General features: G+C 65.6%; 24 protein-coding genes and 1 tRNA gene. 11 read left to right on the plus strand and 14 right to left on the minus strand.

Annotation, left to right across the window (positions count from 1 at the left end):
- Positions 1 to 75: 75 nt before the first annotated feature.
- Both BM282_RS08315 and BM282_RS08320 read right to left on the minus strand, forming a co-directional pair.
- Positions 76 to 1,092, minus strand: coding sequence for a hypothetical protein (locus tag BM282_RS08315; RefSeq protein ID WP_089879176.1), 1,017 nt, complete (start codon positions 1,090 to 1,092; stop codon positions 76 to 78).
- Positions 1,093 to 1,288: 196 nt separating this feature from the next.
- Positions 1,289 to 2,212: a coiled-coil protein gene (locus BM282_RS08320; RefSeq protein ID WP_089879178.1), complete on the minus strand. Its 924-nt coding sequence runs from the start codon at positions 2,210 to 2,212 to the stop codon at positions 1,289 to 1,291.
- A 360-nt stretch (positions 2,213 to 2,572) separates the two neighbouring features.
- Here BM282_RS08320 and BM282_RS08325 point away from each other — a divergent pair, with 360 nt between their 5' ends.
- Positions 2,573 to 3,004 (plus strand): DUF371 domain-containing protein, encoded by a 432-nt coding sequence (locus BM282_RS08325; RefSeq protein ID WP_089879182.1) that lies wholly within the window; start codon positions 2,573 to 2,575, stop codon positions 3,002 to 3,004.
- Positions 3,005 to 3,056: 52 nt separating this feature from the next.
- Positions 3,057 to 3,857, plus strand: coding sequence for an endonuclease III domain-containing protein (locus BM282_RS08330; protein WP_089879185.1), 801 nt, complete (start codon positions 3,057 to 3,059; stop codon positions 3,855 to 3,857).
- A gap of 19 nt (positions 3,858 to 3,876) precedes the next feature.
- On the opposite strand, the gene BM282_RS08335 is transcribed toward BM282_RS08330, so the two are convergent.
- The 3 genes from BM282_RS08335 to BM282_RS08345 form a co-directional block, all read right to left on the minus strand.
- The gene (locus BM282_RS08335) at positions 3,877 to 4,338 is read right to left on the minus strand and encodes a DUF7332 family protein (protein WP_089879188.1); all 462 of its coding nucleotides are present in this window, start codon (positions 4,336 to 4,338) and stop codon (positions 3,877 to 3,879) included.
- Between the two features lie 58 nt (positions 4,339 to 4,396).
- Complete coding sequence (locus BM282_RS08340; RefSeq protein ID WP_089879191.1) at positions 4,397 to 4,792, minus strand: methylglyoxal synthase; 396 nt, start codon at positions 4,790 to 4,792, stop codon at positions 4,397 to 4,399.
- Positions 4,793 to 4,870: 78 nt separating this feature from the next.
- Positions 4,871 to 6,793 (minus strand): beta-CASP ribonuclease aCPSF1, encoded by a 1,923-nt coding sequence (locus BM282_RS08345; protein ID WP_089879194.1) that lies wholly within the window; start codon positions 6,791 to 6,793, stop codon positions 4,871 to 4,873.
- Positions 6,794 to 7,108: 315 nt separating this feature from the next.
- On the opposite strand from BM282_RS08345, the gene BM282_RS08350 reads away from it, so the two are divergent.
- Positions 7,109 to 7,591, plus strand: a complete 483-nt coding sequence (locus BM282_RS08350) for a hypothetical protein (protein WP_089879197.1) — start codon at positions 7,109 to 7,111, stop codon at positions 7,589 to 7,591.
- On the opposite strand, the gene BM282_RS08355 is transcribed toward BM282_RS08350, so the two are convergent.
- Positions 7,588 to 8,157, minus strand: coding sequence for an HTH domain-containing protein (locus BM282_RS08355; protein WP_089879520.1), 570 nt, complete (start codon positions 8,155 to 8,157; stop codon positions 7,588 to 7,590). The two genes, BM282_RS08350 and BM282_RS08355, sit on opposite strands and share 4 nt — an antisense overlap.
- A gap of 182 nt (positions 8,158 to 8,339) precedes the next feature.
- Between BM282_RS08355 and proS the strand changes: the two genes are divergently transcribed.
- The 5 genes from proS to BM282_RS08380 all read left to right on the plus strand — a co-directional run bounded on the left by proS (position 8,340) and on the right by BM282_RS08380 (position 16,988).
- A complete protein-coding gene (gene proS / locus BM282_RS08360; protein ID WP_089879199.1) occupies positions 8,340 to 9,806 on the plus strand; it encodes a proline--tRNA ligase in 1,467 nt (488 codons plus the stop codon).
- 63 nt (positions 9,807 to 9,869) lie between these two features.
- A complete protein-coding gene (locus BM282_RS18475) occupies positions 9,870 to 10,829 on the plus strand; it encodes a hypothetical protein (RefSeq protein ID WP_089879202.1) in 960 nt (319 codons plus the stop codon).
- Positions 10,830 to 10,956: 127 nt separating this feature from the next.
- The gene (locus tag BM282_RS08370) at positions 10,957 to 11,202 is read left to right on the plus strand and encodes a hypothetical protein (RefSeq protein ID WP_089879204.1); all 246 of its coding nucleotides are present in this window, start codon (positions 10,957 to 10,959) and stop codon (positions 11,200 to 11,202) included.
- A 174-nt stretch (positions 11,203 to 11,376) separates the two neighbouring features.
- Positions 11,377 to 15,909, plus strand: coding sequence for a glutamate synthase large subunit (gene gltB, locus BM282_RS08375; protein ID WP_089879207.1), 4,533 nt, complete (start codon positions 11,377 to 11,379; stop codon positions 15,907 to 15,909).
- Between the two features lie 86 nt (positions 15,910 to 15,995).
- Positions 15,996 to 16,988, plus strand: a complete 993-nt coding sequence (locus tag BM282_RS08380; protein ID WP_089879210.1) for an NAD-dependent epimerase/dehydratase family protein — start codon at positions 15,996 to 15,998, stop codon at positions 16,986 to 16,988.
- A 32-nt stretch (positions 16,989 to 17,020) separates the two neighbouring features.
- Here the strand turns inward: BM282_RS08380 and BM282_RS08385 are convergent, their stop codons facing one another.
- The gene (locus BM282_RS08385; RefSeq protein ID WP_089879212.1) at positions 17,021 to 17,713 is read right to left on the minus strand and encodes an HD domain-containing protein; all 693 of its coding nucleotides are present in this window, start codon (positions 17,711 to 17,713) and stop codon (positions 17,021 to 17,023) included.
- A 191-nt stretch (positions 17,714 to 17,904) separates the two neighbouring features.
- Between BM282_RS08385 and BM282_RS08390 the strand changes: the two genes are divergently transcribed.
- Positions 17,905 to 18,663 carry an alanyl-tRNA editing protein gene (locus BM282_RS08390; protein WP_089879215.1) on the plus strand — a complete coding sequence of 253 codons (759 nt, stop codon included), beginning with the start codon at positions 17,905 to 17,907 and terminating at the stop codon, positions 18,661 to 18,663.
- Positions 18,660 to 19,718, plus strand: a complete 1,059-nt coding sequence (locus tag BM282_RS08395; RefSeq protein WP_089879218.1) for a DUF3179 domain-containing protein — start codon at positions 18,660 to 18,662, stop codon at positions 19,716 to 19,718. Before BM282_RS08390 ends, BM282_RS08395 begins: the two co-directional genes overlap by 4 nt.
- Here the strand turns inward: BM282_RS08395 and BM282_RS08400 are convergent.
- Together BM282_RS08400 and BM282_RS08405 are read right to left on the minus strand one after the other, a co-directional pair.
- Positions 19,706 to 20,485: an FkbM family methyltransferase gene (locus BM282_RS08400; RefSeq protein ID WP_089879221.1), complete on the minus strand. Its 780-nt coding sequence runs from the start codon at positions 20,483 to 20,485 to the stop codon at positions 19,706 to 19,708. The two genes, BM282_RS08395 and BM282_RS08400, sit on opposite strands and share 13 nt — an antisense overlap.
- Before the next feature lie 86 nt (positions 20,486 to 20,571).
- Positions 20,572 to 21,537, minus strand: coding sequence for a diacylglycerol/lipid kinase family protein (locus BM282_RS08405; protein WP_089879224.1), 966 nt, complete (start codon positions 21,535 to 21,537; stop codon positions 20,572 to 20,574).
- A 129-nt stretch (positions 21,538 to 21,666) separates the two neighbouring features.
- Between BM282_RS08405 and BM282_RS08410 the strand changes: the two genes are divergently transcribed.
- On the plus strand, positions 21,667 to 23,004 hold the full coding sequence (locus BM282_RS08410; protein WP_089879226.1) for an APC family permease: 1,338 nt from the start codon (positions 21,667 to 21,669) through the stop codon (positions 23,002 to 23,004).
- 189 nt (positions 23,005 to 23,193) lie between these two features.
- Here BM282_RS08410 and BM282_RS08415 read toward each other — a convergent pair.
- The 5 genes from BM282_RS08415 to sufD form a co-directional block, all read right to left on the minus strand.
- A tRNA-Gln gene (locus BM282_RS08415) sits at positions 23,194 to 23,266 on the minus strand.
- 189 nt (positions 23,267 to 23,455) lie between these two features.
- Positions 23,456 to 23,659 (minus strand): hypothetical protein, encoded by a 204-nt coding sequence (locus tag BM282_RS08420; protein ID WP_217642692.1) that lies wholly within the window; start codon positions 23,657 to 23,659, stop codon positions 23,456 to 23,458.
- Positions 23,660 to 23,769: 110 nt separating this feature from the next.
- The gene (locus BM282_RS08425; RefSeq protein WP_089879229.1) at positions 23,770 to 24,213 is read right to left on the minus strand and encodes a metal-dependent transcriptional regulator; all 444 of its coding nucleotides are present in this window, start codon (positions 24,211 to 24,213) and stop codon (positions 23,770 to 23,772) included.
- Positions 24,214 to 24,241: 28 nt separating this feature from the next.
- A complete protein-coding gene (locus BM282_RS08430; protein WP_089879525.1) occupies positions 24,242 to 24,739 on the minus strand; it encodes a rubrerythrin in 498 nt (165 codons plus the stop codon).
- A 193-nt stretch (positions 24,740 to 24,932) separates the two neighbouring features.
- Entirely contained in the window at positions 24,933 to 26,144 is a 1,212-nt protein-coding gene (gene sufD / locus BM282_RS08435) for a Fe-S cluster assembly protein SufD (RefSeq protein ID WP_089879232.1), read from the minus strand.
- Position 26,145: the final 1 nt, after the last annotated feature.

Here is a 26,145-nt window from a genome sequence, read left to right on the forward strand (position 1 = left end):
GTCTCTCGGGGTTAAAGTCCTCTCGGTCGCACGGTCCGGAATCGGACGACGGCGCCGAGAGACGTCCGAGTCGCCTCACAGGTGGAGTTCGTCTTCCTGTTCGGGCGTCGTGAACGGGGTTATCGCGATGGTCCGTTGGGTGACGACGGCGAGTCTGAGCGCGTACGAGAACAGCACCGCGAGCGGCAGGAGGCCGATGGCGGCGATGAGCGGCGCGAGAACCGGCGGCAACACCTCGGGGGCCGTCGTCCCGCTCGACGAACTCAGCACCAACAGCGTCGACACCAAGACGAGTTCGGCGACGACGCCCGCGTAGAGGAGGACCCGAGAGATGTACGCGAGTTCGGTCTGGATGTACAGCGTCTTGAAGTACTGCCGGGCGACGTCTATCTCTTGGAGAGTGGAGACGACTTCGTCCAACAGGTCCGCCGAGTCCTCCGAGAGGTCCTCGCGGTAGACCGACTTCAGACGGCGCAGTTGGTAGATTCGGTCGGCGTAGTTCGTCGTCAACAGCGCCGAGAGAGTGTCGAACGTCCCCGTGTTCGACCCCTCGATGAGGCGACTCACCCGGTCGACGTGTTCGGTCAGCGTGGTCACAATCTCGTCTGTGTCTTCGCGGAGGTCCTCGTTCTCCGTCCCCACGACCAGTCCGCCCAGACGTTGGAGGTCGCGGCGGGCGCTCTCTAAGAGCAGTTTCAGGAAGTCGGCGGGCGTGACCGGGACGACGCCGACGTCGGCGGGGTCCAACGCTTGCCGCCGATACTCGTCGACTTTCTCGATGTCCTCGCGGAGTTGTCCGGGCGAACCCAACTGTCGGGAGATGATGACTTGGTTGATGGAGATGACGAGGGTGACGAGCGTGAGGTTGCCGCCGACGAGGCTACTCAGCACGTACAGCATCGCGGTGGGGTTCAGGAGGTCGACGAAGCCGAACCACCAGAGCCCGTAGAACACCACGAGAAACGAAAGGAAGAGTCCGACGCCGACGACCGGTCGACTACCGACCAGGAAGACCCACTGGCGCGGACTCTCTCTGAGGTCCGCGAACTCTTCGACGGCGACGGCCGGGAAGAGAGACGTGAGGCGACTCATGGTCGAAGGGGTACGGACGGAGAACCCGCCCGCTGTTTCGGGACGACGTCCGGCCGTCACATACGCGTGATGGCAGACGTGTTCTCGCCCCCGTCGGTCACGCCCGATTCGGCCGTCGCTCTCGCCGATTCGGTGCGGGACGGCGCAGTCGCTCAGAACGGGTGAGAGAATAGAGAGAAAACGTTCGTTCCGGCGCTTAGAGAAGCCCGGTCTTCTGGAGCTTCATCAGGTCCTCGGTATCGAGGGTCTCGCCTTCCTTGAACTTCTGGTAGATTTCTTCGGCTTCTTCCTTGGCGGCTTCGCGCTTCTCGGCGCGCTCGGCGTCGCGCTCTTCTTCTTCCTGCTTGTCCAGTTCGCGGAGGCGCTTCTGGACGCGGACGAAGTCCTCGTGGTGACGGTCGGCAGACTCCTGGGCTTCCACGAAGAGTTCGTGCATCGCGTCGGCCTTGTCACGGATGTCGTCGGCCTCGCGGTAGGCCTCGATCATCTGGTTGTGGTGTTCCTGAGCCTTGTCGGCGAGCTCGGTCACCTCTTGGTGGTGCTGGGACGCCTCCGAGCGGACCTCTTCGGCTTCCGCGATGAGCTCTTCGAGTTCACCGCTGTCGTCGACCTTGTCCTTCTTCTGTCGAAGCTCTTCGCGCTTGTTCTCGATCTTCTCGATGAGTTCGCGCTCGTCTTCGGTCGAGAGGACTTCCGTCTGCTGACGGAACTCGAGCTGCTCGATCTCTTCTTTGAGTTCCTCGATGTCTTTCCCGTCGTCGAGTTCGAGGTCCTCTTTCATCTGTTCGACTTTGTCGAACAGCTCGTTCGCGTCCGCGTTGAGCTCGTTTCGCTTGTTCTTGTGCTCTTGAACCTGCTCGTTGAGCTCGTCGCGTTTCTCGCGGTGTTCCTGGGCTTCGTCGACCTTCTCGCGAGTCTTCGCGTTCAGGTCGTCGCGCTTGGAGGCGCGTTCGGAAGCCATCTGGTTGAGGTCGTTACGTCGGTCTCGCAGCTGGCCTGCGAGCTTGATAAGCTGACCTTTGGAGCCGCTTTCGAGCTGTTCATCGCTGAGCTCAACGTTGTCCGAGTCGCTGAGCTGTTGTACGTCGTATTCCTTGAGAACGTCTTGCTGTGTCACCATGCGTGATCAAACCTCGATACCATTACCACTCCGAGCGTGGCGGCTGCTTGTGGTTGTGCTGCCGACCGTGGATAAGAATTCCCGATCATTCTGCGTGCTATGCCGCCGGAACGCCGGAGGCGTTCTGGTAATAGCACATAATGCGTGGCAACAAATAAAGGCTTCGGTGGTCTCGACCACTGTAAACAGCTACCATGGGCCGTGTAGCGGCGTGATACGCGGTCTCACTGAAACGCCACCCCGATATAAACGAACGTGGTAACACGACGCATGCGCTGCGGACGGCCGGTCGTTCGCTCGGCCGGAGCGAACCGACGCCGAACCGAGGGCGATTTACCGCGGCGACGGTGACACGGAGGCATGTACGAGGAAGTCGTGCACGCGCGCGGGCACGAGAACGTGTCCGCCGAGCACGCGAGTACGTTCGAGGTCACGAGCGACGACTGGTTGACGCCCGCGGGGGACTGCATCCTCGCCGTCGAGGCCGACCGGGTGCCCGCGGACTTCGACGAGGCGTTCGTCGACGCCTGCAGAGACGAGACGGCGACCATCACCGCTATCCTCGAAGTCCGGACGGACGGCGGCGAGTCGTTCGAGCAGCGTATCGAGGGTCGCGGCCACCCCGACCTGTCCTTCGAGAACGAACGCAGTCACGTCGGACGAACCAGCGACTACGTCGACGACCGGACGGTACTCGTCGGCGCCGAGGGGGCCGCGGGCGACGTCGACCGCGACATCGTCTCGGCCCTCGCCGACGGCGGCGAGGTGACGTTCACGCTCCGCGTGGAGTGAGACGGCGACGACGGCCCGACTGCTTTTGCTCGCGAACTCCCAACACGGAGCCATGCCCGACGAACCGGCGGAGAACATCAGCGGCGGCGACGGGGGCGGCGGCACCGCCGCGGCGTTCGACCCCAGCGAGGCCGACACACGCGCGGAGGCGGTGGTGGACGAACTCGGTCGGATGTACTGGCGGAAAGCCTACGGCGGGCAGGACGCCTTCGAGTGTCTCGTCCGCACGATTCTGAGCCAGAACACGAGCGACAAAGCCAGCCAACCGGCGCACGATGCGCTGATGGACCGGTACGGCGGGAGCGGAGACTTGGCCGCCGCACTCGCCGACGCCGAGCAGTCAGAACTCGCAGAGACCATCTCCGGTGCGGGTCTGTACAACCAGAAGTCCGAGATGATACAGGGCGCGGCCGAGCGAATCCGCGAGGAGTTCGGCGGCGCGGACGGCTTCGACGCGTTCGTGAGGGACGAAGACCCCGCGACGGTCCGGGAACGACTGCTCGACATCCACGGCGTCGGGCCGAAGACGGCGGACTGCGTCCTCCTGTTCGCCGGTGGTCGCGGCGGCGTCTTCCCCGTCGACACGCACGTCCACCGCATCGCCCGCCGGATGGGTCTCGCGCCCGCCGACGCCGACCACGAAGCCGTCAGAGAACACCTCGAACGCGACGTGCCCGCCGAGAAGTGCGGCTTCGGCCACACGGCGATGATTCAGTTCGGCCGCGAGTACTGTACGGCCAGGAAACCGGCGTGTCTCGACGGTCCCGAAGCGTGTCCGCTGTACGACCTGTGCGACAGAGTCGGCGTGGACGAACTGGACGAATCGGTCGTCGACCCCGCCGAGGCGGACTGAGTCGGCCCCCCGTTCGCGATTAGGCCCGGCAACTCCGCGATTCCACGCCCGTCACCGGCGACTCGTCGGACTCGTACCGCGATTCTTCGACCATCCCGTCGAACATCGGCAACTCGAACCCGTAGTCGAACAGGACCGCGAACCGCGAGAACGGGTTCGCGAGGAAGTCGAGCACGGGGCCCGTCCCGTCGAAGACGACGCCCGTGCGGAGTTCGAGGATGGTCGTGTCCAGCGCCGACCCGCTGGCTTCGATTCCGAGTGCGCCCGGGCCGCTGAGATTCGTGAAGAGGGAGGTGTGAATCGTCACCCGAATCCCGGGGCCTTCGGTCCCGATTCCCAACTCGTGCCCGCCGGGTGGGAAGCACCGTCCGTCGCCCGCCTCACCGTCCGTCTCGTTCGACTGCGCGGTGACGGGCGCAACGCTTGCGACGAGAAGGAGAACGACGAGGGCGACGGAGACGACGCGAGAGGGCTGTCGCATAGAAAGAGTGTCACCGGAATCAGACTTGAACGTTCGGGCGAGTTATCAGAACGGAGAACTACGCTCGGTGGGCGAAGTCGCCGTCGAGTTGGTCCATCAGTTCGTCGAGGACGGCGTCGGCGCTGGCGAGGTTCGTCGCGAGGGGTACGTTGTGCACGTCGCAGATGCGGAGCAGTGCCGTGATGTCGGGTTCGTGCGGTTGGGCCGTGAGCGGGTCTCGGAGGAAGACGACGCCGTGGCAGTCCTCGCTGGCTATTTCCGCGCCGATCTGCATGTCGCCGCCGAGCGGTCCCGACTGTTTGCGCTCGACGTCGAGTCCGGTCGCCTCGATGAGGCGCTTGCCGGTCGTCCCGGTGGCCATCAGGTCGAAGTGTTCGAGGTCGTCCCGGCGGTTCTGCGCGAACTCCATCAGGTCCGGTTTCTTCTCGTCGTGCGCGATGAGTGCGAGACGCATGTCTGTGCCTGCACCGGGCAGGTGTAAGAAGGTGTGCAGTCGAGCGACGGGTTCATCGGCGGCGTTCCGCGGCCGCGACTACTTGAAGCGGAACGTCTCGAGGTTCTTCGGCGCGAACGTCCGCATGTTGTAGTTGTGGTACAGCGCCGAGGAGAGGTCCTGTACGGAGCGTTCGTCGCCGTGGACACAGAGAACCTTCTCGGGGCGTGGGTTCATCGTCTTCACGAAGTTCTCCAGGCCCGCGCGGTCGGCGTGTCCGGAGAACCCGTCGACCGTCTCCACGCCCATCTTCAGCGTGAGCGTGTTCGAGCGACCCATGTTGTCGCGGTCGTTGACCGGAATCTCGTCCCAGCCGTTCTGGATACGGCGACCGAGCGTTCCCTGCGCCTGGTAGCCGACGAAGACGAGGTTCGAGTTCGGGTCGGGGCCGACGTGGCGGAGCCACGACATGATGGGGCCGCCGGTGACCATCCCGGAGGTCGAGAGGATGATGGCCGGGCCGCCGTCCGCGACGTCTTGGCGTTCCTCTTCGCCGCCGTCGATGTGGTTGAACTCCTCCGCGAGGAACGGGTTCTCGTCCTCGTGGAAGATGCGGTCGCGCAGGTCGTCGCGGAGGTACTCCGGATACGTCGTGTGGATGGCCGTCGCCTCCCAGATCATACCGTCTAAGTGGACGGGCATGCTCGGAATCTTCCCCGACCGCATCGCCTCTTCGAGGACGAGCATGATCTCTTGGGACCGACCGACGGCGAACGCGGGGATGAGGACTTTCCCGCCCTGGTCGTGCGTCTCGTTGATGACGTCGATGAGCGTCTGTTCGGAGTCCTCCTGGTCGGTCTGGTAGTCGTTCCGACCGCCGTACGTCGACTCCAGAACCAGCGTCTCGACGCGCGGGAAGTCGTTGACCGCGCCGTTGAACAGGCGGGTGTCCTCGTAGTGGATGTCACCGGAGAACGCCACGTTGTAGAGGCCGTCGCCGATGTGGAAGTGCGACACCGCGGAGCCGAGGATGTGACCCGCGTTGTGGAACGTGAGCTTCACGTCGGGCGCGATGTCGGTCACGTCGCCGTATTCGAGGGGGATGGTGTGCTTGATGGCTTCGCGGACCATCTCGGACTCGTACGGCGGCGTCCGCCCCTCCTTCGACGCGACGTCGAGGTAGTCGAGGGTGAGAAGTCCCATCAGGTCGCGCGACGGTTCCGTCGTGTAGATGGGGCCGTCGTAGCCGTACTTGAACAGCAGGGGGACGAGCGCGGAGTGGTCCAGGTGAGCGTGCGTGAGGACGACGGCGTCCAGCGAGTTCGCGCCGGAACCGAGCGCTTCGGGCACCTGGAGGTACGGCACGTCGTCGGACCCCGGCTTGTCACCACAGTCGATGAGGATGCGCGTCTCGGGCGTCGAGAGGATGAACGAGGCGCGTCCGACCTCGCGACAGCACCCGAGCGTCGAGATGCGGACCCACTCGTCGTCGGACAGTTGCTGGCGGTGAATCTGCCGACCGACGCGTTCGAGAATCTGGCGACGCTCGTCGCGTTCCTGTTTCAGGAAGTTCCGGACGTTCGAGACCGTCGAGGACTCGATGGGCGGCGTGCGGACGACTTCGGGCGTCCAGCCGACTTCTTGGGTAATCTTTCGGAGCGTCGAACCGTGGCGTCCGATGACCATCCCCGGCTTGGCCGCCTCGATGACGACTTCGCCCGTGTCCTCGTGGAAGTCCAAGTCCGTGACGCCGGCCTCTTCGGGGATGACGCTCATGACCTGCTCTTCTGCTTCGCGCGGAGGAGAGAGGACTTCCGGCGCGGGACGGACCGTGATTCGTTTCCGGAGTTTGCTCGCGAGCTTCCGGATGAGGTCGCCGTTCTGCGCGAACTTCTTCGGGTCGCGCGTGTAGACGACGAGTTCGGGCCCCTCGTACTTGACGTCGGAGACGGAGATGTCCGATGGGAGTTCTTTCGTAATCTCTGCTTGCAATTCCTCGAGCTGCTTGTCTACTGAACTCATAAGTGAGTACCACTCGTCCGTGTCGTGACGGACGGTAGCGGAGTCGGGTCACTGCCTCGGGAACCGCTGCCGAACCGCGTCCGAGGACTCGGCGAACGGACTTCGTCGACGTCAATCGAGAAGACGGCGACTACGGCCGCATGGTCGCATTGGATGTAATCGTGAGAGAGCATAGGTAACGGATGCGATCGAATCGCTATCTTCGGCTATCCTGACTGCGGGAAGAGGCAGGGAAAACCCGCTTACTCGGACGTATCCTTGCCGCGGTATAAAAGCCTTCGCAAAGTCGAAGCCGTTCGGGGCTGTGAGCGACGTATGGAAGTCACTCCGAGTGTCGTCGAACGAGAGGCTCGTTGGGTCGCAGACCGCGCGTCCGTGGTCGTCCCACTGCTGAACGAGACGCGAGACAGACTCGGTGCGCTGTTCGACACGGAGGTGGGGACGGTGACCGAGTCGGCGTACCGGGAGGAAGTCGGCGTCGTCTTCGCGGACGGCGAAGTCGCGGTGAACGTCGCCGGCTACGTCTGTCTCCTCCGGGAGTTAGACGTCGCGGACGACTATCCGGGGTTCGTCGTCGACGAGATGCTCGGCCGCGAACTCGCCGCGACCATCGCCGGGGGGCAACCGCTGTCGCTCCTCGCGCAGGCGACGTTCCACCTCGCCGACGTGAGGACGCACACTACGGGGGTCGCGGGCGCGGACGACTTGGACGCCGCACTCGCCGCCGGGTTCCAGACGCGGCTTCCGGGCTGGGCGTGGCGCGAGGGAGAGAGCCCGTTCGCCGTCACGCGCGACTAGAGCCGAAGCCGCTCTCTCGACTCCCGCGGTCTCTCTCGTTCGTCGTCGCGTTCCACGCTGTTCGTCTGCTCTCGCTCCGCGATGCGTTCGAGACGGGCGGTGAGACAGCCGGTTCGCTCGTCGGCGCAGGTGACGTTCGTGACGATACCGTTCTCGAACTCGACGAGTGCCGCACGCGGGGTCCGAACGACCTTCTTCTCGGGGCCGAGTCGCCCCTGACCGACGAGGCGTGTCGTCGCGTCCAGCGACGAGGTGTCACTGTGTTGCCAAGACCAACGCTGCAGTCGTCCGAGGCGGTCCAGCGTCTCTCTCGGCCGTTCGTCCGCCGGGTAGCCCCCCGAGACGTCGACGAATCGTTCCCACGTCTCGACCGCCGAGGCGTCCACGTCACCCCGCGCGTCGAGTTCACGCAGGCGCTCTGCGACGCGGTCGAACTCGCCGCGTCCGCCGGTGTGGCTCGCCTCACACCACAACTCGACGCGCGTGTTCACGGTCTCTGTGTCCGTCTCTTCTCCCGTCGCTTCTCGACTCCACCGTGCCGACCGATGTGTGTCGTGTGCTATCATGTTTGCGCCCTCCATGTGACCTACGACGTCCGACGATTTGTAGCTAATCCTTCCTCACATCTGAGTGAACTCTCCGGAGTGCGAATCAGTCACGGCGACGGACACCCGCACGCGATGGAGCGCGTCGGGGAGGAGGCGACGCTTCAGGAGATTTAAGGCCGCAGTGCGGTGAAATAGCGGTAATGAGCGACGAACAGGAACTCGGGATAACCGAGTCCAAGCAGTACAACACCGGCGAGTGGTACGCGGAGGTCGTCCAGAAGGCTGGTCTGGCGAACTACGGTCCCGAAGGGATGAGCGGATTCATCATCACCCGCCCGCGCGCGTACGCCCTCTGGGAGCGCGTGCAGGGCTTCCTCGACGCGAAGTTCAAAGACACGGGCGTCCAGAACGCCTACTTCCCGGTGTTTATCCCCGAGAGCTACCTCGAACGCGAGAAAGACATCGTCGAAGGCTTCGACCCCGAGGTGGCGTGGGTCACGCATGCGGGTCAGCAGGAACTCGAAGAGCGCCTCGCCGTCCGCCCCACCTCCGAGTCCATCATCGCGCCGTACATGGCCCAGTGGGTCCGCAGTCACCGTGACCTCCCCCTGCGAGTGAACCAGTGGTCGTCCGTCGTCCGGTGGGAGGCGACGGAGACGAAGCCGTTCTTCCGGACGAAAGAGTTCCTCTGGCAGGAGGGCCACACCGCGCACGCGACCGACGACGACGCGTGGACGGAGACGATGCTCCGACTCGACCAGTACGAGTCGGTGTACGAGGACCTCCTCGCGATGCCGGTGCTCCGCGGGGCGAAACCCGAACACGACAAGTTCCCGGGCGCGAAGACGACGACGACCGTCGAGGCCCTCATGCCCGACGGCAAGTCCGTCCAGAGCGCGACGTCGCACCACCTCGGGACGTCGTTCGCCGAGGCGTTCGACATCACCTACACCGACGAGGGCGAGGACGCTCAGGTCGCACACACCACGTCGTGGGGTCTCTCGTGGCGCGCACTCGGCGCACTCATCATGACCCACTCCGACGACCAGGGACTCGTTCTCCCGCACACCGTCGCCCCCGAACAAGTCGTCGTCGTCCCCATCTGGCAGGCCGACACCCAAGAGAAAGTGCTCGACTACGCCGAGGAGATTACCGAGGAACTCGAATCCGCGGGTGTCCGCGTCCACCTCGACGACCGCGACGAGCGCAATCCCGGCTTCAAGTTCAACGAGTGGGAACTGAAAGGCGTCCCCGTCCGCTTCGAAATCGGGCCGAACGAAGTCGACGACGACGTGGTGACGGTGGTTCACCGACCCGACGGCGAGTCCCGGGAAGTCGACCGCGAGAACATCGCCGAGACGGTGCAGGAACAGTTCGACGAGGTGTACGCGAAACTGTACGCCGCCGCCGAGGAGAACCTCGAAGAGAACGTCCGCGAGGCCGACTCACGCGCGGACATCCTCGGGACCATCGGTCAGCACGGCGGCTACGTGAAAGCGCCGTGGTGCGGCGACGAAGCGTGTGAGACGGAGATCAAAGACCAGATAGCCGCCGAAATCGTGATGGTCCCCCTCGACGACGAGGACGCCGAGATTCACGGCGGCGAGACGTGCGCCATCTGCGACGACGACGCCGAGGAGACGGCCTACTTCGCGAAGTCCTACTGAACGAGCGCGACTCTCTCTTCTCCCGCCGTCTACGATTATACGCACGAGACGCGTACTGGACCTATGCGAGACGTTAGCGTGGGGTGGGCGGAGGGTGGCGGTGGAACGCTCCAGTCGGCCGCGCGCTCTCGTGGCCGACGACACTGGGAGAACGCGACGAGGAGTCAGCGAATCGGGTACGGCGTCGGTGCGGTTCTCGTCACGAGCGGACTCGTCCACCTCGGGATACACCTCGCGAGTGGGACGCCGTGGGCCGGCGCGGTCTCGTGGCGTAAGCCGACGACGTTCGGCCTCTCGTTCGGTGCGACGCTCCTGACGGTGACGTTCCTGCGGACGTTCCTCTCGCGCGTGCCCCGACTCGTCGATGCGACTCTGGTCGCACTCGCCGTCGCCTGCGCCGGGGAAGTCGCCGGCGCGACCCTCCAGCGGTGGCGGGGTGTCCCCTCGCACTTCAACGAGGCGACGCCGTTCGACGCCACCGTCTGGACGGCGATGGGGGCGCTCATCGGCGTCGTCGGTCTCTGTATCCTCGTGTTCACCATCGTCTCACTCGTGGGCACCGAGGGGTCGTCGAGTCTCCGCTTGGCGGTCCGTCTCGCGTTCTTCGCACTGCTGGCCGGGCAGGTCACCGGCGCGGCCATCGTCCAGAACGCAGACACCATGTCTCCGGACGAACGGTTCGAACGGGCGGCGGTGGTCGAACCGGCGGGCGACCTCAAACTCGTCCACGCCGCCACGCTCCACGCCGCCCAGTTGTTCCCGGCGTTCGCGCTGGTCGCCGCGACGGTCGACTGGTCCGAGCGACGGCGATTCCGGACGCTCGTGGTCGTCGGCGTGGGCTACGCCGTCGTCTGCGGCGTGTTGGCCGCGCAGGCGGGCGGCGGCCTGGCCGTGACCGACCTCGGAACCGAGTCGGCCGTCGTCCTCCTCGCCGGCGTCGTCCTCGTCGGCGCGAGCGTCCTGTCGCTCGCGGGCGCGGTCGCCGGCGGCCAACGACGGTCCGCGAACCGACAGCGAGAGTGAATCGTCGCGTCGCCGGAGAGTCGGGAGATCGTTCTTTTCGATATGTGCTGAAAGACACGAATTCGAGTATCAGAGCGCCTGTGCAGCCAGTAGACCCTTACGAGTGCCGCGAAATAGTTCAGACGCAATGGCACGAAAATTCAGTGAGGAAGACCGCAACAAAGAAGTCGTCACCGCCGACGGCGACCGAATCGGCACCATCAACGACGTTCGAGACGGCCGTGCGACGGTCGACAGAGACGACGACGACGGTGGCATCACTGACAAGATAAAAGACATGCTCGGTTGGGACGACGACGACTCCAACGAACTGGACAGCGACCACGTCGACTCCTACGACGACGACCGAGTCCGACTCCGACGCCACCACTGAAACCGCCGACCGGTCCCCGTCTTCGCTTTTTTCTGTCGTCCGTCGCCTCCCCCCGAGAGATTCGTCTCCACCACGTGAGAGAAATACTACCACATTATATCTCCTAATATGTGATAAACAAGCCCTTATGCTTTCAGGATAACGAGTTTAAAGGGGCAGTTCGAGGTGAGACACATGACCAAGCCACATAGAGACACCCCTGCGCAGTCGGACGGCCTCGCCGACCCGACCGACGAGCGCTCGAACTGCGGGGTCGGAGCCGTAATCGACCTCGACGGGGGAACCAGCCACGAAACTATCGCGGACGGACTCGAACTCCTCGTCAACCTCGAACACCGCGGGACGACCGGTGCGGAGGAAGACACGGGCGACGGTGCGGGTATCATGATCCAGCGACCGGACGGGTTCTTCGACGCCGTCGTCGACGTGGAACTCCCCGAGGAGTACGCCGTCGGGTCGGTGTTCATGCCGACCGACGAGGCGGCACGAGAGACGCTCGTCGACGTGTTCGAGCGAGAACTCGCCGCCAACGGCCTCGACGTCCTCGCGTGGCGCGACGTTCCCACGGACAACTCGGACCTCGGCCAGACCGCACTCGACTCGGAACCGGACGTCTGGCAGGCGTTCGTCGTCCCCGCAACGAAGATGGACGACGACGAGTTCGACCGTGCGCTGTACGTCGGCCGTCGCGCCGTCGAGAACGCCGTCGACGAACTCGACGCGAAGGAGGCGGCGCGGTTCTACGTCTGTTCGCTCTCGCGGAAGACGCTCGTCTACAAGGGCCTCTTGAAGGGCGAGCAACTCGCCGACTACTACCCCGACTTACAGGACGAGCGACTCCAGACGACGTTCACGCTCGTCCACGAACGCTTCTCGACGAACACCCTGGGCGCGTGGCACCTCGCGCACCCGTACCGCAACATCGTCCACAACGGCGAGATAAACACCATCCGGGGCAACGTCAACTGGATGCGCGCGCGGGAGACGGACATCCAACATCCGGCCTTCGGCGACGATATCGAGAAGATCAAACCCATCACGAAGGCGGACCAGTCCGACACGGCGTCCGTCGACGACGCCGTCGAACTCCTGTTGCAGGGCGGCCGCGACCTGCCGCACGTCCTTCGGATGCTCATCCCCGAGGCGTACCGCGACGACGAGGCGATGGCCCCCGAACGGCGCGAGTGGTACGACTACCACGCCTCGCTGGTCGAACCGTGGGACGGTCCCGCCCTCGTCACCGCCACGGACGGTGACCGCGTGGCGGCCGTCCTCGACCGAAACGGCCTGCGTCCGTGCCGCTACGACGTGACGACGGACAACCGCCTCATCATGGCCTCCGAAGTCGGCGCACTCGACACGGACCCCTCGGAGATTCGCGAACGCGGCCGTCTGCAACCCGGCCAACTGTTCGTCGCCGACCCCGAGGAGGGACGGGTCGTCCCCGACGAAGAGGTGTTCGACTCGCTGACCGACGAGAAGTACGGCGAGTGGGTCAGAGAGGAGCAATCGCAGTTGGACGAACTGGCGGACGAAGACGACTACGCGCCGCGCGGCGTCGTCGACGACTTACGCGCCAGACAGGCGGCCTTCGGCTACACGCAGGACCAACTGAACCACCTCATCGAACCGATGGCCGAACAGGGCAAAGACCCCGTCGGGTCGATGGGCGACGACACGCCGCTGTCGGTCCTCTCGGACTTCGACCGACCGCTCTTCACCTACTTCAAGCAGTTGTTCGCACAGGTGACGAACCCGCCGCTCGACTACATCCGCGAGGAACTCGTCACGTCTCTGGAGTCCCGTCTCGGTGCCCAGCGGAACCTCCTCGACGAGACGCCCGAACACGCCCGCCAACTCGTCCTCGACTCGCCCGTCGTCTCCGACGCCGAGACGGAGGCGATAAAGGAACTCGACGGCCGGATGCGGTCCGCCGTCGTCGACACCACGTTCGAGACGGACACGTCGCTGCGCGACGCCGTCGAGCGCGTCCGAGCGGACGCGAAGGCCGCCATCGAGGACGGCGCGGACGTCGTCGTCCTCTCGGACCGGAACCTCGGCCCCGAACGCGCCGCCGTCCCGAGTCTGCTCGCGACCGGTGCGGTCCACCACAGTCTCGTCCGGAACGGCCTGCGCAACCACGCGGGCCTCGTCGTGGAGTCGGGCGAACCGAGCGAAGTCCACCACGTCGCCACGCTCGTCGGCTACGGCGCGGGCGCGGTGAACCCCTACCTCGCCTACCAGACCATCGGCGACATCGTCGCCGGACCGGACGGCGCGGACGAGGACGACGCCATCGCGGCCTACACGAAGGCGCTCGAAGACGGCCTGCTGAAGACGATGGCGAAGATGGGTATCTCCACCGTCGCCTCCTACCAGGGGGCGCAGATATTCGAGGCGGTCGGCCTCGACTCGGACTTCGTCGCCGAGTACTTCGAGGGGACCGAGATTCGGACCGAGGGTATCGACATCGGGGTGATAGAACAGGACCTCCTGACCCGCCACGCCGTCGCCTACGGCGCGGACCCCGAACTCGAACACCAGGGCGAGTACGAACACCGCTCCAGCGGCATCCACCACCAGTGGAACCCGAAGACGGTCGGAACGCTCCAACAGGCGGTACGCTCGGGCAACTACGAGAAGTACGAGGAGTTCGCCGAGTTGGTCAACGACCAGTCGGAGGAACTCCAGACGCTTCGCGGCCTCCTGGAGTTCGACTCCGACCGCGACCCGGTCGACATCGACGACGTCGAACCCGTCGAGGACATCGTCAAACGGTTCTCGACGGCCGCGATGTCGCTCGGGAGCCTCTCGCCGGAAGCCCACGAGAACAACTCCATCGCGATGAACCGCATCGGCGGGAAGTCCAACTCCGGCGAGGGCGGCGAACCGCCGGAGCGCTTCGGCACCGAGAAGGAGTGTAACGTAAAGCAGGTGGCGTCGGGTCGGTTCGGCGTCACCAGCCACTACCTCTCCTCGGCCGAGGAGATTCAGATCAAGATGGCGCAGGGGTCGAAACCCGGCGAGGGCGGCCACCTGCCCGGCATGAAGGTCAACGAGATGATAGCGCACGTCCGCTTCGCGACGCCGGGCGTCGGCCTCATCTCGCCGCCGCCGCTGCACGACATCTACTCCATCGAGGACCTGAAACAGCTCATCCACGACCTGAAGACGGCGAACCCGGACGCCGACATCAACGTGAAACTCGTCTCCGAGGCCGGTATCGGTACCATCGCCGCCGGCGTCGCGAAGGCGAACGCCGACGTCGTCCACATCTCGGGTCACGACGGCGGGACGGGGGCGTCGCCGAAGACGTCCATCAAGAACGCCGGTCTGCCGTGGGAACTCGGCCTCGCGGAGGCGAACCAGATGCTCCGCGCGACGAACCTCCGCTCTCGCATCCGCGTCACCGCCGACGGCGGGATGAAGACCGGACGCGACGTCGCCATCGCGGCGCTCCTCGGCGCCGAAGAGTACGTGTTCGGCACGGCGTCGCTGGTCACGTCGGGATGCGTGATGGCCCGACAGTGCCACGAGAACACCTGTCCGGTCGGCGTCGCCACCCAGCGCGAGGACCTCAGAAACCGCTTCCCCGGCCAACCCGACCACGTCATCAACTACATGGCGTTCATGGCGCAGGAACTGCGCGAGATAATGGCCGAACTCGGCTTCACCTCGATAGACGAGATGGTCGGTCGGCCCTCGCTTCTCGCCCAGCGAGAGACGGACCACGAGAAGGCGAAGCATCTCGACCTCTCGGCCGTCGTCGCCGAACCCGCCTCGGGCGCGCGCTACCAGACCGAGTCGCAGGACCACTCGGACGTGGCCGCGTCGGTGGACTACGACCTCATCTCGGAGGCCGAACCCGCGCTCGAACGCGGCGAACCCGTCCAGATTCGGCGCGAACTGTCGAACGTCGACAGAGCCGTCGGCGCGATGCTGTCGAACGAGATATCGACGCGCTACGGCGGCGAGGGACTCGCGGACGACACCATCCAGTGTGAGTTCTCCGGCGTCGCCGGCCAGTCGTTCGGCGCGTTCCTCGCGAACGGCGTGACGATGCGCCTCTCCGGCGCGTCGAACGACTACGTCGGCAAGGGCCTCTCCGGCGGGAAAATCGTCGTCACGACGCCGAAGACGGCCGCCTACGAAGCTCACGAGAACGTCCTCATCGGCAACGTCGCCTTCTACGGCGCGACGCAGGGCGAGGCGTACATCAACGGCGTCGCGGGCGAGCGATTCTGCGTCCGCAACTCCGGCGTGAAAGCGGTCGTAGAGGGCGTCGGCGACCACGGCTGTGAGTACATGACCGGCGGCGTCGTCGCCGTCCTCGGCGACACCGGCCGGAACTTCGCCGCGGGGATGTCCGGCGGCGTCGCCTACGTCTACGACCCCGACGACGCGTTCGGGGCGCAGGCGAACACGGGCATGGTGTCGCTCTCCGACGAATTGGACGATTCCGACGAGGCGATGCTCCGCCGCCTCGTGGAGAACCACGCCGAGTACACCGACTCCGACCGCGCCGCCGCACTCCTCGAAGAGTGGGCGAGCGTCGTCGACGACTTCGTGAAGGTGATGCCCGACGCCTACGCGGGCATCATCGAGGAACGCGAAGAGGCCGACGTGCGTCGCGAACTGCCCGAGTCGGCGTCCGCCGTCGCCGCGGGCGGCGAGTCCGAGACGATGGCGCAGACGAGCGACGACTGACTCGGACGACGACCGAACGCGGAGACTCCCGGTAGCCCGTACCGGGTTCTCCCACACTTTTCACGTCCTGTCTCCGAGTGCGAGGTATGACCGACTCCGCACTCGTCATCGGCGGGACGCGCTTCATCGGACGCCACACCGTCGAGGACTTGCTCGACAACGACTACGAGGTCACCATCTTCAACCGCGGGAACCACGAGAACCCGTTCGCCGACGACGACCGAGTCACGCACGTCGAAGGCGACAGGACGGACGACAGCGCCCTCGAAGCGGCCAAATCGGCCGCCGACCCCGACGTCGTCATCGACTGCGTGGCCTACCACCCGGCGGACGTGGAGCGAGCGGTCGAGATATTCTCCGACGTCGACGGCTACGTCTACATCTCCAGCGGGGCCGCCTACGGCCGCGAGGAGATTCCGAAGCGCGAAGGCGAGACGCCGCTGTGTGACTGCACGCCCGAGCAAGCGGAGTCCGACGACAGCGACTCGTACGGCCCGCGAAAAGCCGAGGGCGACCGCATCGTCTTCGACGCCGCCGAGAACGGCGTGAACGCGATGTCGGTCCGTCCGTGCATCGTCTACGGCCCCGACGACTACACGGAGCGACTGGACTACTGGCTCGACAGAGTCGACACCTACGACCGAGTCGTCGTCCCCGGCGACGGAACGAACATCTGGCACCGCGCGTACGTGGAGGACGTCGCGAGCGCGCTCCGAATCGTCGCCGAGGAGGGCGAACCCGGCGAGGCGTACAACGTCGGTGACCGGCGACTGGTGACGCTCGAAGAGATGGTCGAACTCGCCGCCGACGCCGCGGACGCGTCCGTCGAAGTCGTCCACGCCGGGGAACGAGAACTCGCGGCCGCGGGCCTCTCGCTCGACGACTTCATCCTCTACCGCGACTACCCGCACGTCCTCGACACGAACAAACTCGCCGCGTTAGGCTGGGAGTCGACGCCGATAGCGGAGGCGATGCGCGAGTCCGTCCGAGACTACCGCGCGTCCGACCGCGACGGGTCGGAGTGGGACCCCGGCCGCGACGCCGAGGAGTCGGTGCTGGAGATACTCGATACGCTGTAGTATACGGCGTCGAAGTTCGGAGCGGCGTCGTCTTAGAGGCCGCTGAACTCGTCGTGGTCCATGCCGGGGACCTCGTCTTCCAACCACTCGCGGAACCACTTGACCCGCTTGAGACGCTGGTAGGCGATGCTCTCGGCGGCGTCGCTCTCGATTCTGTCAGTCGCGGCGCGGCCGCGTTCGAGGACGCGTTCGACCATCTCGGAGGCGTCCATGTGTGTCCGCGCCTCGTACCCCATCCGCAGGAGCATCAACACGGTGCCGTTCGCCCCGATTTTGTCGAGGATGTCCGCCTCGATGAGACACCGCGTCTCCAACGACACGTCCGTGAGCGGCCCCTGATACGAGTGGTCGGCGACGACCTGACACACCTGTTCGACGAACGACTGCGGAAAGTCGCCGTGGGTGGTCAGATACTCGCGGGCGACGCGCGCCCCCTCTTCGGCGTGGACGTCTTGGTCGGCCTCCAGTTTCGCGATGTCGTGGAACAGGGCCGCGACGCGGACGACGTCGACGTCCGCGCCCTCGCGGTCGGCTATCTTCGAGGCGAGGTCGACGACGTTGAGGATGTGGTTGAACCGGTACTCGGCGCTGTGCCAGGGGTACCACCGCATCCGCCCGCCGTCCTCTTCGTTCTCGACGCTGGCGGCGAGGTAATCGCGGACGAATCGCTGCATCGTCTCGAACTCTTCGGCGGAGACGGGCGACTCTTTGATTTCAACGCCCACAATGCCACCCCCGTTGGTCGTAAGAAAGGGAGGTTCGAACGTTCGCGTTCGTGGTCATTACCCGAATCAATGGTTGTTCCGCTCTTAGGCGTTACGACGAGTGAGAATCCCCCACCCCGACTCGGTCCACGCGGCGGGTCGCTCGAAAACCGAAGCGCTCAACTCGCATCCGCCGCACGTCACGGTATCACATGTCGAGCGAACCGCTCTACCTGGAGGAGACGACCCGCCGGTCGTTCGAGGCGACGGTCGACTCCGTCGCCGGTGACCGCGTCGTCCTCGACCGGACCTGTTTCTACCCCACGGGCGGGGGACAACCGCACGACACCGGCACCCTCCGGACCGACGAGGGAGCCGAGTGGCGCGTCACCGAGGTGACGAAGAAGGGTGACGTCCTCCACACCGTCGACGGCGACCCGCCGAACCCCGGAACCGTCGTGACCGGCGAACTCGACTGGGAGCGTCGCTTCGCGCACATGCGGTACCACACGGCCCAGCACCTCCTCTCTGCGGTCCTCTTGGCGGAGTACGACGCCGAGACGACGGGCAACCAACTCTACGACGACCACGCCCACCTCGACTGCGCGTACGACCGCTTCGAGGCGTCCGACCTCAACGCCATCGAGCGTCGGATGAACGCACTCGTCGCCGACGCGCGCGGCGTGGAGTGGTACACGATGGACCGCGAGGCCGCCGAGGCCTCGCTGGACGAGTCGCGGACGCGGATTCACCTCCTCCCCGACTCCATCACCGAGGTCCGAATCGTCGAGATTGCGGGCGAAGACGGGGTGGACGACGGCGAGGCGGGCGAGGCGGGGGCCGACCCGTTCGACCGAACCGCCTGCGCCGGCACGCACGTCGCGAACACCGCCGACGTCGGCGACGTCGAGATAACCGGCCGCCGGACGCAGGGCGCAGAAGAGGAACGCGTGGAGTTCGTCCTCCGATGACGGACTCGACCCGGAATCACGACGTCCGGCAGGTCCTCCCGCCCGACGCGATTCCGAGCGTCGACGACCCCGCGTTCGGGCCGCCGTCGGCGTACGACGGCGCGGAGACGGACGACGTGGTGGTCGTCGAACGCCGCGGGGAGGCCCGCGCGTACCCCCTGCGATACCTCCACTACCACGAGGTCGTGAACGACGAGTTCGGCGACGTCCCGGTGGCGGTGACGTGGTGTCCGCTCTGCGGGAGCGCCGTCGTCTACGACCGCCGAGTGAGCGAATCGCTGGCCGTCGACGGCGACGGCGGAGACGACACCGGCGGCGTATCGACCGGCGCCGACGACCACGTCCTCGAACTCGGCGTCTCGGGGAAACTGGCCGACGACGACCTGGTGATGTACGACCGGGAGACGGGGTCCGAGTGGAAGCAATCCAGCGGCGTCTGTCTCGCGGGCGTCCACGACGGCCGCCGACTGGCGGTGCGTCCCGCGGCGACGACGACGGTGAGGGCGTTCGTCGACGACCACCCGACGGGCACGATACTGCGCCCGCCCGGCGGCGAGAGCGAGGCCGGAAGCGATTCTGACGACCCCGTCCCCGTCGACTACGACGCCGAACCGTACGAGTCGTACTTCGAGACGCCGGGGTACGGCCTCGGCGCGCACCGCGGGACAGGCGGCCGCGACGACTGGCCGACGGAACTGGCCGACGCCGGTGTCGACCCGAAGACGGTGGTCGTCGGCCTCGAACGCGGCGACGACGTCCTCGGCGTTCCCCTCCCGGTCGTGGAGTCGGCCGGCGGCCTCGTTCGCGTCGCCGTCGGCGGCGCGGACGCCCTCGTCGTCGCCGCTTCGGACGGACTCCACGCGTTCGAGGCACCCGAGTTCGAGGTCGAGGCCGAACCGGACGATGACGGCGCGTTTGTCGGCGACGGCACCGTCTGGACGTGGTCGACGGGGCGCAGTGAAGACGGGCGGACGCTCGACAGACTCCCGATTCGTCGCCTGTTCGCGTTCGCGTGGCGCGACGACCACGGCGCGGACGCGTTCTACCTCGACTGACGCCCGGCGGAGTCGTCGGTCGGGACGCAGACCCATCCGTCGGGTTGCGTCCGAATCTCGTAGTCGAGTTCCGTGAGTAGCGACGCGACCGCCCGCCGTTCGTCTTCGCCGTGCGGTTCGAAGTAGACCGTCGGCCGGGCGGTGTCGAGGACGTCGCGCGCGCCGGCGACGACGGCGTCGCCACCGCCCTCGACGTCTATCTTCAGGTGGTCCGGCGGGGCCGTCCCGGCGGCGACGACGTCGTCGAGGGCGACGACGGGCACCTCGACGGCGTCGCGGACGCGGGCCTCCCACGCGGCGGCGCGGTCCTCGCGGAACGACCCGAGTTCGTCGTACGTGGAGCGGTAGAAGGTGAGCGTTCCCGACCGGGCACCGACGCCGTCGCCGCGGACGTCGACGTTGTCGAAGTCGTTCGCGCGGACGTTCGCCGCGAGGTGCGACCGGACGCCGGGGTCCGGTTCGAAGGCGACGACGCGTGCGTCGGGGTGTTTCGCGGCGACAGCGAGCGTGTAGACACCGGTGTTCGCGCCCACGTCGTACACGGTGTCGGCCGGACCGACGGCCGCGAGCAGTCGTCGGAGGAGGGCGTCGTCACCGTGGCGGAGCAACGGTTCGTAGCTTCGGAACGTCGCGCCGCCGACGCGCTTTCGCGTCGCGAAGAGTTCGCGCTCGTGGTTCGCGCGACTGACCGCGTAGTAGGCGGCGTAGAACGGCCGACGCAGTCGCCACCGGAGGCGCGAACCGAGAGACGGTGCGTCGGCGGGCATCGCTCGGGTGGACGACGCGAGCGAGCATCGGCGTTTCGGTGCCGGCCGCGCGAGGGTGACGCTCACCGCGCGTCGGGAGTCGGGAATCAGGAGCCGAGCGGCGACGGGTCGTAGTCGGGGCCGACGCACACCCGGAGGGCGAACGGTCGAGTGTGAATCTCCAAGTCGCTGTCGGCGTGCGGTTCGCCGTCGAGGCTGAACTCGATGGTCTCCCCGTCGGCGACGCGTATCTCCAGTTCGCTGGCGCGGACGTGGTAGACGTTGTCCGTCTCTTCGCCGAAGAGACGCTGTGCGATGGCTTCGAGGACCATGTCGCCGGTGGGCATCTGCTCGATGACGACGACGTCTAACTCCCCGTCTTCGACGTCGGCCTGGCCGCCCTCCCGCGCGAACCGGCGGACGTTCCCGACGAGGACGCAGATGGCCTCGCCGGACCACGACCGCTCCTCACCGTCCGAGATGGCGGTGAGGTCGACGTGCAAGCCGTCGAACGACGCCATCTCCTGGACGCCGGCGACGACGAACGCCAACGACCCGAACCGCTCTTTCAACTCGTCGGAGGTGGCGATGCTCGCGTCGGCGATGAGTCCGGCGATACACGACATCACGAACGGTTCGCCGTCCGCGACGCCGAGGTCGATTCGGCGGCGCGCACCCGTCTCGACCACGTCGAACGCGTCTTCGATGCTCTCGATACCGAGGTTCGTCGCGACGAGGTTCTCCGTACCGACGGGTACCGGGACGAGCGTCGTGCGGTCTAACGCGCCCTCGCTGTCGAGTCCGCGGACGACTTCGTTCAGCGTCCCGTCGCCACCCGCGACGGCGACCAACGTCGCTCCGTTCGCCGCCGCGTCCTTGGCGAGTTCGACCGCGTGACCGGCGTGGTCGGTCTCCTCGACGCGGTAGCCGCGCATCCCCGCGAGTTCTCGAACGCGTTCTGCGTGGTCGGCGGTGCCACTGACGGGGTTGACGATGACCCACCGCGGCCCGTCCGTCTGCGGCATCGCGCCCGCCACCGGTTCGTCTCGGGTGAGCTCCCTCGACCGGTTCATACCATCTCGCAGACGGCCGACGCCTAACAATCTATCCGATTCGGCGTATATTCATCGTCTGGTTTGATTATCACAACGTCGTATATCCGGCTAAAAAATTGAAAAGGCCCCCGCCACTACGCTCCGGAGATGACAGAAAACGTCTCGGGCGGTGACCTCGGACTCACGGGTGCGATTTCGATGGCGCTCGGGGGGATGATTGGCGGCGGCATCTACGCCGTTCTCGGCGTCGTCGTGAGCATCTCCGGTGCGTTGTCGTGGTTCTCGTTCGTCCTCGCCGGACTCGTCGCCCTCTGTGCGGGCTACTCGTACGTCAAGCTGAATCAGTTGAGCGACCCCGAAGGGGCGTCGCCGACCTATCTGGAGTGGTTCGCCGACAGTTCCACGCTCGCCGGGATGGCGGGATGGACACTGCTCTTCGGCTACGTCGGGTCGATGGCGATGTACGCCTACGCGTTCGGGAGTTACTTCGTCGACCTCACGGGCGTCGAACAGGTCTTCGGCTTCCCGTTCCGCGCCGTACTCTCGCTGGCCATCATCGGCGCGTTCGTCGCGCTCAACTTCGTCGGCGTCGAGGAGTCCGGATGGGTCGAAATCGTCCTCGTCGTCGCGAAGATAGCCGTCCTCGTCGGCTTCGTCGTCGTCGGGTTGTGGTACGGGTCGTCGAACGGCGGTATCCAGACCGGTCTCGACTCGCTGGGCTTCGAACCCATCATGGCCGCCGCGATGTCGTTCGTGGCGTTCCAAGGCTGGCAGTTGCTCATGTACTCACAGAGTACCATCGAAGACCACAGCGACACCAATCCGACTGCCATCTACATCTCGATTCCGACGGCCGTGCTCATCTACATCGGCGTCGCCATCGTGACGACGAGCATCGTCGGCGTGGCGATGGTGTCGAAACATCCCGAAGTCGCACTCGCGACGGCGTCCGCGCAGTTCGGCGGCCGGTGGGGCCACCTCGTCATCTCGGTGTCGGCGCTGCTCTCGACGGCAAGCGCCATCAACGCGACGCTCTTCACCAGCGCGCAGTTCTCCGACCGACTCATCGAGAACGACCTGCTCCCGCAGCGACTCGACCCCGACGACGGCGACTCGGGCGGCCTCCCGAAGCGAATCATCCTCATCCTCGGCGTCCTCACCGCCGGGTTCACGCTCGTCGGCAGTCTCGAAGGCATCACGTCGTTCGCGTCGCTCACGTTCATCGTCGTCTTCGGCGCGATGAGCTATCTCGCGCTTCAGCAACGCGACCACGAGGACGTCTCGGCGATTCCGCCCGCCATCGGCCTCGTCGGGACGGTGACGTTCCTCCCGATGATGGTCTGGCACCTGTTCAGTTCCCAGCGAGCGGTGTTCTACACCGTCGCCGCCATCAGCGCCGTCGTCGTCGCCGTCGAACTCGTGTACTTCGAGACGGACGTGTTTGACGGTGGTGCGGAGACGAGAGCGGCGCGAGGCGGCGACTGAAGGTGTGAGAGCACGGAGCTTTCGTCGGTTCGCGGACCGGAAGTCTCGGACGGATTCGTGACTCGCCGTACGACTCGCCACAGAATCAGTAGTCCCGGGCGGATTCGAACCGCGAAGACTCGAATCCTCTCGTCTTCTGGGCTCGAATCCGAGTTGTAACTATCACTGCACGCTGAGGCTCGCAGAAAGTAGTCCCGGGCGGATTCGAACCGCCGTCAATGGCTCCAAAGGCCATTATGATTGGCCGCTACACCACGGGACTCATCGCTTCGCTCTTCGTCCCGTGTACCTCGCAGTTCCTTCGGAACTGCTCACCACCACGGGACTTCACTCCGTTCGTCCCGTATAGCGTGCGATTCCGTCGAATCGCTCACCACCACGGGACTGTATCCTCTACTCGTGGTGCGACCTTTGAAAAGCCATCGGGTTCGAATCGCCGTGCCACTCGGCGTCAGTCGGTTCCGTCGGCGGCCGACAACCGGCGGTCGACGGAGAACCCGCCGCAGTCGGGGCAGACGTGATACTGGACGTCGTAGGCGCTCCCGCATCCGCGACAGACGTACGGAAACTCCGACGTCTCCGACGCCTCGCTTCGGTCACCGGGTTCGACGCCCGCGAGACGAAGGAGACGTGTTATCGTCGCTGCTCCTACCATACCACGGTCTCACGGGACACCGACTTAACGCTTAGTCACTGTTACGGACTATCTGCCGGCCGAGACGTGTTGGATAAGCACAACGTAACCGGGTGTGTCCCCCCCGAACCTCAGTCGGCGGGGTTCTCCTCGACTTCGCTCGCGATTTCGAGATAGCAACAGGCGTCCGTCTCGGGGTCGAAGCAGTCCGGGCACTCGCTGTTGCGGTCGATGATGGTGTCGAGGCGTTCGGCGACGGTGTCGTCGATGACCGGTTCGAGTTCGCGCGCCTCCGCGCGGAACTCCTCGACGTCTAAGACGTTCGCGAGGAACCGTTCGATGATGCAGTACGTCTGGAGGGCGTCGCGGGCGCGGACGATACCCTCGTCGGTCAGACGGACGCCCTTGTACTTCTCGTGTTCGGCGAGGCCGCGTCCCTCCAGTTTGCCGATCATCTCGTTCGCACTCGCCGGACTCACGTCGAGCATGTCCGCGAGTGCGCCCGTCGCCGCCGGTCCGTCTTCCATCTCCTGTAGGAGGTAGATAGCTTTCACGTACTGGTCTGCGGTGTTCATCTCAGTCCTCCGCTCGACTGCCGTCGGTTCATTCGCGTGTCTCCATGATTCGGGTGACTGCTTCGACGCCTTCGGCCTCTTCGTCTCGAATCTCGGTGAGAAGCGAGAGGAGTTCCGCTCGGTCGACGCTGAACTCCGTGTCGCTGGCGTCGACGGCCTCGATGAGGTCGTCGTAGAACTTGTACGCCGTCTCCTCGTTGCAGAGTTGGTCGTAGAGGACGCCGTCGAAGTCGTCCGGTTTCGTCTTGCCGTACTGCGCTTCGACGAGCGTCTCGATGTCCTCGAACGGGATGCTCTCGGCGTCGAGTTGGTCGACGATGCTCTCTAAGCGCTCACGGTGTTCCGCGGACTCTTCTGCGGCGTGTTCGAGGAGGTCCTCTATCTCCGCGTCGAGTTCGCGGTCCTCGTCCGCGAGCGACTGGTAGTGGTGGTACGCTCGCGCCTCGACCACCTCCTCTAACACGATGCCGATCTGGAGGAGACGGGCGAGTTGGTGGTCGGAGGTCACGCGGTGACCGACGCTCACGACGGCACCTCCGCTGTGTGCGATACCCTGTCGTTCATACACGTTCGCAGGGTCGTAGCCGACTTAAGCGGTTCCCTCCGCGGATCCGGTGTCGGTCCAGTCACGGTCATGGTCACCGCCACGGTGACCGCGCTCGAGGTCCGAACTGAGAGAAGCGACGAACGAGAGAGGGAGAGAAGACCGCCGGTGACGTCTACCGCAGACGCTCGGCGATGAGTTCTTCGAGGTCCTCGCGGAACTCGTCGACGGCAATCTCTTCGAGGACGGGCACGAAGAAACCCTCGACGAGCATGTTGCGGGCCTGTAGCGGCGGCACCGAGCGAGAGGTCATGTAGAACAGGTCTTCTTCGTCGACCTGTCCGACCGTCGCCGAGTGCGACGCCTCGGTGTCGTGGTTGTGAATGATGAGTTTCGGGGACGCGTCGGCCTCGGACTCGTCCGAGAGCATCAGCGTGTTCTCACGCTGGTACGACGACGTGTTCCACGCGTCGCGGCCCACGTCCTGGACGCCCTCGTACACGGAGCGTGCGTCGTCGTCGAGGACGCCGCGGGTGACGAGGTCTGCGGTCGTGTTCTCGGCCTGATGCCAGACTCGCGCGTTGATGTCGAGGTGCTGGTCGTTGTGGCCGAAGAACGCGCCGACGATCTTCGTCTCCGAGGAGTCGCCGTTGAGTTCCGTCTCCACGTCCGAGCGCGTGAGTCGAGAGCCGATGTTGCCCTCGATCCAGTTGATGGTGCCGTAGACGTCGGCGTCGCCGCGCTTGAACGTGTAGTGGTACGTGTCCTCGTCGAGGTTCTGCAGCGACCCGTACTGGACGTAGGAGTTCTCGCCCGTCGTGACCTCCACGAGGTTCGAGAAGTACCGGTCGCCCTCCACGTCGTCACCGCTGTCGATTCGCTCCAGAATCGTCGCCGAGGAGGAGTCCTCGGTGACGACGAGCGTGTGGCTGAACAGCGACTTCGAGTTCATCTTCGCGCGGACCTTCACGTCCTTCGCGTCGACGCCCTCGGGGACGTAGATGAACGTGCCCGTCGTGAACAGTGCCGCCGAGAGGGCGGTCAGGTAGTTCGACTCGGGGTCGACCGTCTTCCCGAAGTTCGCTTCGAGCACGTCGTCGAACTCGTCGAACGCCTCCGTGAACGGGAGGACGTGGACGCCTTCGTCGGTGACGCGTTCGGTCTCGTCGGACTGGTTCAGCGGGTCGACGAGCTCCTCGAAATCGAGCGCTTCGAGGTTCGTCCACCGTCGACCAGGCGTCTGAATGACGTCCGGCAGGTCGACGTCGTCCAGTGCGTCGAGCGCGTCGAGACGACGCTGGAGCATCCACTCCGGTTCGTCTCGCCGCTCGGAAATCTCTCGAACCGTCTCTTCGGACAGGTTCGCTGGGAGTGTTGCGCTGCTCATG

It is taken from the genome of Halogeometricum limi (assembly GCF_900115785.1).
Classification (GTDB): domain Archaea; phylum Halobacteriota; class Halobacteria; order Halobacteriales; family Haloferacaceae; genus Halogeometricum; species Halogeometricum limi.